Genomic DNA, 11999 nt, shown 5'->3' with positions numbered 1-11999 from the left:
GGCTGAGAAAACAGAATCCAGCACGACGGCAGGACTCCTGACCCAACCCAGAGGATCACCGACCAGCCCACCGAACAGTACTGACACCCGTCAGGAGCAACTGCCAGAGGCAGCGGCGGCTACCCTTGCGACAAGGGGCGCACGACCGCCCGTGGGCCTCCGAACTGGCACTTCGCCGCGCCTGTCGCCACAGAGTGCCATTCCAGGGCAAAGAGCGATGATCCGCCTTTAGCAGCTGTTTGAAGCGAAAAATCCACTTGCCAAGCCGCACGCCAAACTGTAGGGCGAATCTGACTCGCGATCACTTTGGCGTGACGCCCGTTATAGGTGCGTTCGGAGTCTCGTCCGGGTCTTGACACCGTGGGCAACGCGGAGTGAAGATCGCCAAACAGGGGGTTACCGGGGAACAAAAGATCAAACTCCTGTCCGCGGGATATGAACCGACCGCGGCCGGGCAAGAGGAAGGGTGCGACCCACCGAATTGATCTCATATTCGGTGCCGATGCGAAAAGATACATCGATCCATTGTCGGAGGCCACCGAAACGGCGCCTCCGGCGATCAATACACGGGGTGAAGAATCACATGAAGGGCGCAGTGCAGTCTCTTCTGCCGGCCATCGCCGTCCGCTATTCGACGGCTGAACTCCCGCGCCGCGAAAGCCGCCCGGGGCGAAGAATCACCCACTGAGGCACCTCCGGCGCGGAAGGGCTCGAGCCCGCCTCGCCGGATGCGGATGCGGAATGCGCTGCCGCCTCCGCCCACCTCACGCTCATTGCCCACCGGAACGCTTTCACGGAGACCACGGGGCCGGCCGAAGACCCGGCACGCCCGGATATCGACCGGATGCGGCGCACCGGGAGGGAACCCATGCCCTCCCGAGGCCTCCCCTTTCGCGGACCTCTCCACCGCGGTCTCACTGAACATTCCGACCGGCCTCGACGAGCAGGCCGATCGGCGCCCGTCCACCTTGGGACTTCCACAAGTAGTCGAGGATGACAGGAAACGTTCTTTGAATACCATGATCGAATCCGATGCAGAAGTGATCCTGACCTGGCGGAACAAGACCCGCCACCACGGCGGCACCGACGTCAAGGAACGGATCAACCTGAAGGTCGGCGAACGGCTGAACTTCGGCATATCGAGCTCCACCGGTGAATTCCAGCCCGGCGCCCTGCCGAGCATCGGGACGTTCGAAGTATCCGACCACCACCTCCTCTTCTCGAATTTCACGACGAGCACCACGTTCGTCATCGAGAACCTGGAGGGCGGCACCGAAGTGGTCAAGGCCAGGCCGCGCCAGCTGGGCATGGTGATCCCGTTCGAGATGTCGCGCATCCTGATCCCGTCCAGCGAGACCATCAGCGAGCTCACGGTCTTCACTCCCCCGCCGCGCCTGCTGGGGTCCGACCAGGCCGCCACCCTGACCGAGTCCGCGATGTCCAAGCTGGACACGGCGAGCAAGTACTTCGCCGTTCTCGTGGCCCTGTGCGAGCCGCGGCTGCGCGGTTCCTCCATGGCGGCCGTCCCCTCCGTGCAGGAAGTGGTCGAACGGCTGCGGGGGGTCAAGCAGTTCGAGGGCGCGAACCGCAGCAGCATCAACTACCACATCGACTACCTGGCGGACCAGAAGCTGCCGGTCGGCCAGTGGGCCAAGTACGTGGACGAAGGCCGCATGCACTCCAAGCGCGAGGCCCTGGTCGCGTTCTCGCTCCGGTTCGACCTGGTCCGGGAGGAACACCTGGCGCTGCTTCCCGACCTCAAACGTGCGAGGGCGCAATGCGCCTGAGCGCCGCCGACGGGAGGTCCGCCTGTTCAGCCCTCCGATCCGCCACGGGCCAGCCGGCGCGTCTCGGCCATGCCCAGAACCCCGCCGTACAACGGCTCGAACACCCCTCCGCGCCGCCCCTTCGCCGTCTCCGCCTTGGAGCCGAGACGTATGTGGTCGATGCCACGGGCCCGCGCGTACCGGATCGGCAGGTGGAAGAGCAGGTTGAGGTACAGGGCGAGGCGCTCGTCGCCCTCCTCGCCGGGCAGTCCGATCTCGTACACCTCCAGTTCGTCACCCCACAACAGGATCGTCTGCACGCCGCGCCGCCCGCCCGCCTCGGCCGTGAAGACCACGACGTCGACGTCCGGGTTCTCCTGCCAGGTGGACAGCCGGAAACCCACGAACTCGGCCAGCTCCCGCTGCCCCTTGGCGGCGTTGTGCTCGGAGATCAACTCGGCAGCCCAGGAGCCCACTTCGTCCCAGGAGGCCTCCCCGGTCGTCATGGCGGCGCCGGCGATCGTGCGCTCGTCCCGGCGGAGCCGGTACCGGACCCTGGACGGGAGACCGCTCTCCCAAGCGGGGTCGGCCAGTCCGAACAGATGGGCCTCGCGGCCCAGTTCGGCCCAGACGACGGCGCGGTCGGCGGCCGCGTCCAGCGCCGCCCTGGCAGTGCCGTACACGTAGGGGAAGACCAGACAGCGGTCCTCGTCGGCCGCGCACCGGGCGGCCTCGACGAGCAGCTTCCGCAGCCGGTCCGGGGCCCTGGTCTCCGCGTCGACGTGGAACCCGGTGCGCCGGTCGGCGCATCCGCCGACCAGCAGCGAGGTGCCGGGCGAGCAGGCTTCGCCGACGCCGCCGGGAAGACCCCATGAACCGGGGTCGTACGACGGGTCCGCCCACGCGCGCATGCGCGAACGGTAGAGCGGAACGGCCGCCCGCAGCACCTCGCCGTCCCGCCATCCGAGGTAGCGGCTGATCCACCTGCCGTCCTCCTCGTGCTGCCGGAGCCGGCTGAAGGAGGACGCGGCACCGGCCGTGGTGTCGAGGGCGTCGAACTGCTTCTGGTCGAAGTCCGCGATGCCCGGGGTGAAGTAGATCCCCATGTGTCAGCCCTCTCGGTCTCGGGGTCGTCCGGTGAGTGGTCCGCCCGCCCGTCGGGCATCAGGGCCGCCGTCCCCTCGCGGGCCGGCGGCCTCGCCGTACGGGACGGGCCGCCCCCGCCCATCGAGTGACCGCCATCCGGGAGGTCCCCGAAGGCCCGGGACCGCGCCTCGCGGGGCGCCGGCCCCGACCGCGCGCGGTCGGGGCCGGACGCTCAACCCGCCGCGGGCTGGGGGATGTCGCGCATGCGCCGGAGCGGCGAGAAGAACACGAACCAGCCTGCCGCCCAGGCGCCGACGAAGGCCACCACCAGGGCGGGGCGTACGCCGATCAGGGTGCCGAGCGCTCCGCCGAGGAGGCTGCCGAGCGGCATCGTGCCCCAGACGATCCAGCGGACGGCCGCGTTCATCCGGCCCATCAGCTCGGGCGGGGTGACCGCCTGCCGGTAACTGACCTGGGCGATGTTGTACACCATGAAGGCGAAGCCCGCGATGCCCCAGCCGAGGGGGAAGAGCAGCACTCCCCAGCCCTGCCAGGCGGCCGCCGCGATGACCTGGGGGGCGCTGAAGACCAGCATCGACACCCAGATGATGCGCGCCGTGCCGATCTTCTGCGCGAGCCGGCCGGCGAGGGCTCCGCCCACCATGCCGCCGATCGCCGAGCCCGCGAGGATCAGGCCGGTCATGGCGGGGCTCACCCGCAGGTCGCGGACGAGGAACACCATGGCCAGCGCCGCGGTCATGCCGGAGAACAGGTTTCCGGTGCCGGTGCAGGCGACGACCCGCCGCAGGATCGGGTTGGCGAGGACGAAGCGCAGGCCCTCGGTGATGCGGCGGCGCAGCGGCTCGTCGGCCGGCGGTGCGGGCGGCGGCTCCTCCCGCTTCCGGATGCCCAGGATCGCCAGCAGCGAGACGGCGTACGACAGCGCGTCGACGACGATCGCCATGGCGGCGCCCACCAGCGCGACCAGGCCACCGCCCATGCTCGGTCCGCCGAGCTGTGCGAACGACTGGGTCGTGCCGAGCTTGCCGTTGGCGGCCATCAGGTCCTCGGTGCGTATCAGCGAGGGCAGATAGCTCTGGTACGAGACGTCGAAGAACACGGTGCAGACACCGGCCGCCAGCGCGACCACGTACAACTGACCGATCGTCAGGACGTCGAAGGCGGCGGCGAGCGGGACCGAGCCGAGGATCACCAGGCGCAGCAGATCACAGATGATCATGATGGAGCGCTTGGAATGCCCGTCCACGATCGCGCCGGCGGGCAGGGCGACGATCGCGAACGCCAAAGTGGTGGCCGCGGTCAGCAGCCCGACCTCGAACGTACTCGCATGGAGCGCGACGACCGCGACCAGGGGCAAAGCGACCCGCGTGACCGCCGATCCCATCTCGCTGACCGTCTGGCCGCTCCACAGGAGTACGAAATCCCGCTGACGCCATAGGCTCCGGCCCTCGGCCTCCGACCTGACATCGTGCAAATCCTTCGCCACTTCGGTCATGGCGTCAACGTAGCATGGCCCGTTCGGCCGAATTAGAGCTCCAGTCCTGTCAGTTGTTAGGACTTCCGAGAGCCGAGTACCGGGCAATATGAGTTCACGTCGCAGTGGACAGGAGTGTGGCGCCGTGCCCGGCTCCCGCCCGTCTTCGCATATAGAGACCTCGCCGACCGGCAGGCAGCAGGCGGCCTTCTTCTCGAATTCTCATCATCGCGCCGCCCGGGGCCACGGAACCGCGGTCACGGCCGAAACCGGGGGACCATATGACAGACAGGCTTCCCTTGCTGAGCGCCCAACTGGCCTTCGGCCTGGACGCCCAGCGCTCGGGTCGCAGAGGGACCGTGACCGCGATGCTCAGCACGCCGGCCTCCCGGCTGTCCACGGAGGACGTGCGGCAGGTCCTGCGCTCCGTGGTGCTCCGGAATCCGGCGCTGTCCTACCGAATCCGGTTCTCCCGCGGCGAGGCTTACGCGGAGTGGTGTCCGGACGAATGCGACTTCGCCGAACTCCACGCGACGGACGAGAAGTCCGTACCGGAATGCCAGACGGAGGTCGTCGAGGAATTCGAGGCATCGCTCGACGGACCCGCCATGGCGGCGCGTCTCATACGGTCACCCGAGGGCGACCATCTGCTCCTGGTCCTCGATCACGCATTGGTCGACGAACAGTCGATGCTGCTCCTCAAACGGCAGCTGTCGGCCCCTTCCGAACCGGACGGACATCAGCGGGATCGATACGGAGCGGCCGTCATCGACCGGAAGGCGTCGGAGGAGACTGCCGGAAAAGGACCCGGCGTCGCGTTCTGGGCGGAACGCCTGGAAAAGGCCGGCGAATTCGCCCGGGCACCCGGGCGGACCACGCGGGTCATTCCGATCGAATCGTTCCCGTCCGTCGCCGTCCCGCGTTCCTTTCGCGGGTCGTTGTTTCCCTATGTCCTCTTCTCGATCCACCGTGCGCTGCGGGACGTCGGGGAGCCGGGACCGAGCGCCATCGGCTATCCCTGGGGCGGGCGGAACGCCGCGTACGCCGACGTCGTCGGGTGCTTCATGAACACGGTCGTCTCGCTCGACCCGCCCGGATCGCGACAGGCGCCGGACGCCGCGGGCGACTTCGTCCGGAGCTGGTACCGGGAGGTCGACCACGCGGACGTGCCGTTCACGACGGTCACCGGTCTCGGTCCCACCTTCTCCGGCTCGGTCACCGCGATGCTCAGCTACACCCACGCCGGCGCCCCCACGGTCGACGTGGCGGGAGTCCCGGCCGTGGAGGTGACCGCACGCGACAGCCGGCCGCCCGAGGTGTGCAAGCTCCTGGCCGGCGTGACGGTCCGCGACGAGGAACTCCGGCTCCGCCTCCTCCTCGACGAGGAGATCGCCGGCTACGGAGCCCGGGAGTTCGGCGCCCGCTGGCGCCACTGGCTGACCACGGCCATCCCAAGCCTTCCCGAGCGGAAACCCTGAAGACCCGACGACCGGTCCCTGGAGAGTTGAGACATGCACAGTTCCCCTTCGGCGAGTTCACTGTGGCGGCCCTGGACGCCGATCACCCAGCAGGCCCACTCGCTGCGCATCGTGGAGGCACGGGGCAATCGCGTCCGTGACGCCGACGGCAACTGGTACCTGGACGGCGTCTCCGGTGTCCTGAACGCCTCCTGCGGGCACGGACATCCGCGGCTCATCGAAGCGGCGAGCCGGCAGTTCCGGCAGCTCGTCCACTACGACCCCATGGTGTCCAGCCACGATCCCGCGGAGACGCTGAGCGCGCGCCTGGCCGAGATCCTGCCCGGCGAGCTGAACGAGACCGTCCTGCTCAACAGCGGCTCGGAGGCCACCGAGGCGGCCGTCAGGATCGCGCTGCAGTACTGGCGGAACATCGGCGAGGACCGCAACCGGGTCGTCACCTTCGAGGCCGCCTACCACGGCACGACCTACCTGGCCCAACAGCTCTCGGGGCTTCCGTTCACCGTCAGCGAGTGGGCCCCGCCCTTCCCGATCGACCACGTCGCCCTGCCCGCCGCGGCCCGCGCGATGCGGACCGAGGAGAGCGCCGACGCGCTCATCGCCCGGTTCGCCCGGGTGCTGGAGGCCGGCCCGCCCGCCGCGGCGGTCATGGTCGAGCCGCTCCTCGGCCTCGGCGGCTGCGTCGTCCTCCCGGCCGGGTTCCTCGCCCGGCTCAGGACGCTGTGCGACCGGCACGGCGCGCTGCTCATCCTGGACGAGGTGTTCTGCGGATTCGGGCGCACCGGCCGGATGTTCGGCTTCGACCACGACGGCATCACCCCCGACATCGTCACCATGAGCAAGGGCATCAGCGGCGGATACCTCCCGCTGGCGGCGGTCACGGTCACCTCGTCGATCAAGGAGACGTTCGTCCGGGAACCCGTCGTCCAGGGGCTTCGCTACGGACACACGACGGGCGGTCACGCCGTGGCCGCCGCCGTCGCCAACACCGTGCTCGACATCATGGCCGACGAGAAGCTCGTCGAGAACTCGGCCACCCAGGGCGCCGCGCTCCTCGACGGACTGCGGAAGCTCGAGTCGAGCCCGCTGATCACCGACGTCCGCGGACTCGGCCTGGTCGTCGCCGTCGAGACCGACGGCCCGGAGTCCGGCGCCGCCATCGCGGCCGCCGCGGCCGAGGCCGGAGTGATGACGCGACACGAGCGCGGTGTCATCCGCATCGCGCCCCCGCTGACGCTGACCGCCGACGACACGGCCGAGGCGATCGAGAAGTTCGGCGGCGCCGTCGACGCCGTCGCATCGTAGGAGGAGATCACGTGAGCGAGACCGTCCCCACGCTGCGGGAAGAACTCCTCCCTTCCTTCGCCGCCCCGGGCGACTCGCCGTACACATGGCTGCGGGACATGGCCGGGACCCTCCGTGACCACCTGCTGGTCCACGGCGCGGTCCTCGTCCACGGCCTTCCCATGGACGGACCGGACCACGTCGCCGCGGCACGAGACGCCCTGGGGATCACCCCCCACACGCCCACCGAGGCGTTCAACGACCGCGGCGACTTCGGCGACGGGGTGCTCTCGCCGATCACCTGGCCGGGCGACCGGATGCTCTGCCCCTTCCAGGAGGGTTCCTACAGCCGGACGTTCCCCTCGGTGGTGCTCACCGCCTGTGTCACCCCTCCGGACGGCGACGGCCGCACGCACCTCAGCGACACGCGCCGACTGCTCGACCACCTGCCCGCGCCCCTCGCCGAGCGCGTCCGGACGACGGGCTGGACCCTGGCCCGGTCCTTCCACGAAGGGTTCGGGATCACCTGGCGCAAGGCGTTCTCCGTACCGGACAGGGCCGCCCTCGAGGATCTCTTCGAAACGGCCGGCATCAGCGCCGAATGGCTGCCGGGCGGCACGCTGTACACGGTGCGCCGGCGCCCCGGCGTCATCGACCACCCGGTGACCGGCGAGGAGTGCTGGTTCAACCAGATCTCGTTCCTCAACGCGGGCAACCTGGATCCGGCGGAGCGCGCGATCATGGTCAAGGCGTTCGGCAGGTACCTGCCGATGAACACCTCTCTCGGCGACGGATCGCCGTTCTCCGACGACGACCTGGCCGCCATCCTGCACGCCTACGACTCGGTGCGGATCGACGTCGAGTGGCGGCGCGGCGACCTGCTGATCACCGACAACATCATCATGGCCCAGGGCCGGTCGGCGTTCGAAGGCGCCCCCGAGTTCCTCGTCGCCCTCGGGGAGGACCGGTCATCCCGGCCCGGATCGCGGGGCCGCAACCCGGAGGGCGACCGTTGACCGGCGGTCGCGCCCTCCCCACACCTATCGACTCGCTGGATCGCCAGCATCCGGAATGGGAGGTACAGGTCATGGTGCAGGCTCTGGCAGGGGCGACCCTGCGGGACATCAAGGACCATCTGGAAGTGGTCGTGGACAGCGGACGCGGCACGACGTTCCAGGGATCGGAGTCGGTGGTCCGCCGGCTGGCCGAGCCGGACGAACTGCGTTCCCTGATAGGCCGGATCATGGCGGACGACGACGCTCTCGCCGACATCGCCGCACGTTCGTACTACCACGCCAACAACTTCCTGAAGCTCGTGCTGCTGGCCGGCGACAAGAACCCGTGGCGCCTCCGCCTCCACATGTGGCACCCGCGGCCGGACGCCTCGGGGACCATCACGGAGGACATCCACTCGCACCGCTGGGACTTCACGACCGCCCTCGTGGTCGGCGAGTACTTCGCCCAGGAGTTCAGGATCGGCCCCGGTACGGAGTACCACCACTTCAAGTACCTGCCGATCGGGCAGGGGAAGACCTTCTCCCTGGAGGCCCAGGGCAAGGAGCAGCTCTGTCCCGTGTTCGAGGCGCTCCTTCCGGCGGGCACGGTCTACCACATCGACCACAAGGTGCTGCACTGCATCTCCCGGTCGGCCGGCAAGGCCGCGGCCTCGCTGGTCCTGCAGCAGCCCGCCGTGGAGGAATTCACCAACGTCTACCGGACGTCCCCGGCCGGCGACGAGCCCACGACCCACATCGAGGTGCAGCGGCCGACCGTCGACCAGCTCCGCGAGGAGCTGCAGCACTTCCTGACCTGGATCGACTGACGTGGACGGGCTGTCCCAACCCGGCTGATCCGGACGGCCGGTCGCCCCGGATCGGTGCGAGGCGACCGGTCCGGGGCGACCGGTGCGAGGCGACCGGTCCGGGCGTCCGAGCGGGGCGTCCGAGCCGGTCCTCACACGAGCGAGACCGCTGCCGCCTCCGGGGCTCCCGGGGCAGCAGCGGTCTCGGTCGTTCTCCGCCTCCCGCCGTCGCCGGCGGGAGGCGGATCGCGCTCAGGGGCGCGGGGCCCTGCGCGGGGTCGCCAGCTCGTGGAGGGCCCGGCGGTCCAGCTTGCCGGAGTCCGTCGACGGCAGCTCGGGGAGGAACTGGTAGCGGTCCGGCACCATGAAGGGCGGCAGGGAGGCGAGCATGTGCCGCCGCAGCACCTTCTCGGGCTTCTCCGGCGCCTGGTCCGTGAGCACCACGCAGGCGACCAGGAACTGGGCTCCGGCGGCGGTGTCGACCACCGTCGCCCCCGCGTCCCTGACCATCTCGTGGGCGCGCAGGAACGTCTCCACCTCGCCGAGCTCCACCCGGATGCCCCGTACCTTGACCTGCTGGTCGTTGCGCCCGAGGTATTCGAAGGAGCCGTCCGGGAGCCGCCTGGCCAGGTCCCCGGTCCGGTAGTAGCGCAGGGGTCCGTCCGGGGTGTCGAGGACGACGAAGCGCTCGGCCGTCAGCTCGGGTCGCCCCAGGTAGCCCACCGCCACGCCCGGGCCGGCGACCACCAGCTCGCCCACCTCGCCATCCGGCAGGAGTTCCATCGCCTCGTCGCGCACCTCCACGAGCAGGTGCGGCAGGGCCGTGCCGATCGGCGAGCGCACGGGACCGTCGAAGTCCGCCCGGGTCAGCACCCGGCAGGTGGCGACGCACGTCGCCTCGGTCGGTCCGTAGATGTTGACGACCTTCGGCGGGGTGCCCGGGCAGCGTTCCAGGAAGGCCGAGACGACGTCGAGTTCGACGCTCTCGCCGCCGACGAGGACGTGGCGCAGGGCCAGGGGCGGCCTGCCGGCCTCCTCGTGGGCGTGGGCGAGTGCCCGCAGGGTGGTGGGGACCTGGATGACGAGGGTCACGGACTCCCGGCGGAGCAACTCCAGGAAGTCCGGCATCGACTGGGCCACCGGGAGCGGCACGACGACCGCGACGGCGCCCGCCGCGACGGAGAGCCAGAACTGCAGGACGGACCCGTCGAAGACGAAGGGGAGGAACAGCGCGACGCGGTCCTCGCTGGTCAGGTCGACCACCGAGGCCACGCCGCGGACCAGTCCCAGCACGCTGGTGTGCGTGACCATGCAGCCCTTGGGGGCGCCGGTGGAGCCCGAGGTGTAGATGACGTAGGCCAGTTCGCCGCCGTCGGGTTCGACGGGCGGCAGCGGCGGTGTCGGCGCGCCGTCGTCCTGGGGCGCGAGCACGCGGACGTCGGCGAGTCCCTTGGCGGCGACGTGCTCGGCGTCGCCGACGACCAGTGCGATCTCGGCGTCGCGGACGAGGTAGCGCAGGCGCTCCGCCGGATACGAGGGGTCGAGGGGCACGTAGGCGGCTCCCGCCTTCATGACGGCGAGGATCGAGATCTGGGTCTCGGCCGAGCGCGGGAGCAGGAGGCCGACGCGATCGCCGGGGCGGACGCCTTCGGCGACCATCCGCGCGGCGAGCCGGTCCGTCAGGAGGTCGAGTTCGCGGTAGCTCAGCGTCCGTCCGCCGTCCCGGAGGGCCGGGGCGGAGCCGCGGGCGGCCGCGACCCTGCGGAAGAGGTCGGCGAGGGAGACGGCCTTGTCGAGATGAGCCCGCTGCTCGTCAGCGGTCATGACATCGCTCATGGGTTCTGCCTCTCAGGGTTTCCGGACCGGGACCAGGTCGTCTCTTTCGGATCTCGCCGGTCAGGCCCGCGTCGTCCGGCGCCTGGGGTCTCCCCGGGCCCGCCAGGGCCGAGGGGACGCATCGCAGGGCGGAGGGGCTCCCGCGTACCGGGCGTACTCGGGTGCCTCGACAACGCGGCGAGGTGCGGTGCCGGGCGGCGCGGGTCGGGCAAGATCCGAAGGAGACGGCCTAGGCCTCCGGAGAGCCGTGATCCACGTTCTCGTACAGGAAGGAGTCGTAGAACTCGGCGTCCGGGGAGGAGACGGTCCCGATCGCCTTCCACTGGGGCCGCTCCTCCGCGGCGGAGGCGGCCACGGGGGGCGTCTCGCGTTCGCTCGCCCCGCCGTCCGGCTGGCCCCTGCCGGTGAAGCAGAGGACGACGCGGCGGGGGTTGCGCCGGATCGACTCCTCGACTCTCTCCAGCACGGCGGACGACACGTCCGCGGAGAACGGCTCGTAGAAGTAGAGGAGTCCCGCGTCGTCCGGGACGTCGAACTCGGTGGCGTCGGCGTGCACCACGTCGATCCTGTCGCAGCCCTCGCGGGTCTCCGAGGCCTTCTGCACGTTGCTGCGCGCGATGTCGCAGAGCGTCTCCGACGCCTCCACGCCGACGATCCGGCGGAACGGGAACTCGGTGGCGAGCAGCAGGACCCGGCCCTTTCCGGAGCCGACGTCGACGAAGGTCACCTTCTCGTGGTCGACGTCGCAGTGCCGGAGGGCGTTGAGCACGGTACGGACCGGCGACGGCGAGTACCGCGCGTCCCGGCCGATCTGCAGCCGGTCGCTCTCGGGGAGCTCCCACAGTTCGACGTTCGACGCGGTGTCCACGTCGTGGAGCGAGTCGAACGGCGCCTCCCGTTCGATTCGGCCGAGCCGATCGTCGAATACCTGGCGGTACTCCATCGCACGCAGGAGTTTGGCCCGACGGTCGTTGTCCGACATCCTGATACCCCTTCTCGATCGACATCCGGCCCCGCGCGCAACCGGCCCTTCGCTGCGGGGCGTTGAGGGTCAGCGACCGGCCGCACCTCCCTCGCCCCCGTGTCGCGGGCGAGGAGGACGCGGCCGAGGATCGCGTTCGAGGGCCGGCCGGTGCGCTCACCGTTCCGGCGGCGACTTGTTCAGATGGTCATGTCTTCGGCGAGCTTGCGCAGCGCGAGCCGGTCGACCTTGCGGTTGGGATTGAGCGGGAAACCGTCCAGGTGCACATAAC

At 70.0% G+C, this 11999-nt stretch carries 9 protein-coding genes; 5 read left to right on the top strand and 4 right to left on the bottom strand.

Features of this window, described 5'->3' with window-relative positions; translation table 11 throughout:
* Window positions 1–1019 precede the first annotated feature (1019 nt).
* Window positions 1020–1787, top strand: coding sequence for a hypothetical protein (locus tag AC067A_RS37205; RefSeq protein ID WP_479248086.1), 768 nt, complete (start codon window positions 1020–1022; stop codon window positions 1785–1787).
* A gap of 26 nt (window positions 1788–1813) precedes the next feature.
* Here the strand turns inward: AC067A_RS37205 and AC067A_RS37200 are convergent, their stop codons facing one another.
* Both AC067A_RS37200 and AC067A_RS37195 read right to left on the bottom strand, forming a co-directional pair.
* The gene (locus AC067A_RS37200; RefSeq protein ID WP_479248084.1) at window positions 1814–2872 is read right to left on the bottom strand and encodes a hypothetical protein; all 1059 of its coding nucleotides are present in this window, start codon (window positions 2870–2872) and stop codon (window positions 1814–1816) included.
* 212 nt (window positions 2873–3084) lie between these two features.
* A complete protein-coding gene (locus AC067A_RS37195) occupies window positions 3085–4368 on the bottom strand; it encodes an MFS transporter (protein WP_479248080.1) in 1284 nt (427 codons plus the stop codon).
* Window positions 4369–4628: 260 nt separating this feature from the next.
* On the opposite strand from AC067A_RS37195, the gene AC067A_RS37190 reads away from it, so the two are divergent.
* The 4 genes from AC067A_RS37190 (at window position 4629) to AC067A_RS37175 (ending at window position 8931) form a co-directional block, all read left to right on the top strand.
* Window positions 4629–5825 (top strand): hypothetical protein, encoded by a 1197-nt coding sequence (locus AC067A_RS37190; RefSeq protein ID WP_479248077.1) that lies wholly within the window; start codon window positions 4629–4631, stop codon window positions 5823–5825.
* 33 nt (window positions 5826–5858) lie between these two features.
* Window positions 5859–7130 (top strand): aminotransferase family protein, encoded by a 1272-nt coding sequence (locus tag AC067A_RS37185; RefSeq protein WP_479248076.1) that lies wholly within the window; start codon window positions 5859–5861, stop codon window positions 7128–7130.
* Window positions 7131–7141: 11 nt separating this feature from the next.
* Window positions 7142–8125, top strand: coding sequence for a TauD/TfdA family dioxygenase (locus AC067A_RS37180; protein ID WP_479248073.1), 984 nt, complete (start codon window positions 7142–7144; stop codon window positions 8123–8125).
* 71 nt (window positions 8126–8196) lie between these two features.
* The gene (locus tag AC067A_RS37175) at window positions 8197–8931 is read left to right on the top strand and encodes a hypothetical protein (RefSeq protein ID WP_479248069.1); all 735 of its coding nucleotides are present in this window, start codon (window positions 8197–8199) and stop codon (window positions 8929–8931) included.
* Window positions 8932–9162: 231 nt separating this feature from the next.
* On the opposite strand, the gene AC067A_RS37170 is transcribed toward AC067A_RS37175, so the two are convergent.
* Together AC067A_RS37170 and AC067A_RS37165 are read right to left on the bottom strand one after the other, a co-directional pair.
* Window positions 9163–10746, bottom strand: coding sequence for an amino acid adenylation domain-containing protein (locus AC067A_RS37170; protein WP_479248066.1), 1584 nt, complete (start codon window positions 10744–10746; stop codon window positions 9163–9165).
* 229 nt (window positions 10747–10975) lie between these two features.
* Window positions 10976–11728, bottom strand: coding sequence for a class I SAM-dependent methyltransferase (locus AC067A_RS37165; RefSeq protein ID WP_479248062.1), 753 nt, complete (start codon window positions 11726–11728; stop codon window positions 10976–10978).
* Window positions 11729–11999: the final 271 nt, after the last annotated feature.

The organism is Streptomyces sp. NPDC043176, assembly GCF_056436715.1.
The sequence above is the reverse complement of the archived record's forward strand: the minus strand, read 5'-3'. Positions and strand labels throughout refer to the sequence as shown.

Excerpts from the sequence above, each read along its gene's own strand:
- AC067A_RS37205 (WP_479248086.1), top strand. The coding sequence starts at position 1,020 with ATGATCGAATCCGATGCAGAAGTGATCCTGACCTGGCGGAACAAGACC.
- AC067A_RS37200 (WP_479248084.1), bottom strand. The coding sequence starts at position 2,872 with ATGGGGATCTACTTCACCCCGGGCATCGCGGACTTCGACCAGAAGCAG.
- AC067A_RS37195 (WP_479248080.1), bottom strand. The coding sequence starts at position 4,368 with ATGACCGAAGTGGCGAAGGATTTGCACGATGTCAGGTCGGAGGCCGAG.
- AC067A_RS37170 (WP_479248066.1), bottom strand. The coding sequence starts at position 10,746 with ATGAGCGATGTCATGACCGCTGACGAGCAGCGGGCTCATCTCGACAAG.
- AC067A_RS37190 (WP_479248077.1), top strand. The coding sequence starts at position 4,629 with ATGACAGACAGGCTTCCCTTGCTGAGCGCCCAACTGGCCTTCGGCCTG.
- AC067A_RS37185 (WP_479248076.1), top strand. The coding sequence starts at position 5,859 with ATGCACAGTTCCCCTTCGGCGAGTTCACTGTGGCGGCCCTGGACGCCG.
- AC067A_RS37175 (WP_479248069.1), top strand. The coding sequence starts at position 8,197 with ATGGTGCAGGCTCTGGCAGGGGCGACCCTGCGGGACATCAAGGACCAT.
- AC067A_RS37165 (WP_479248062.1), bottom strand. The coding sequence starts at position 11,728 with ATGTCGGACAACGACCGTCGGGCCAAACTCCTGCGTGCGATGGAGTAC.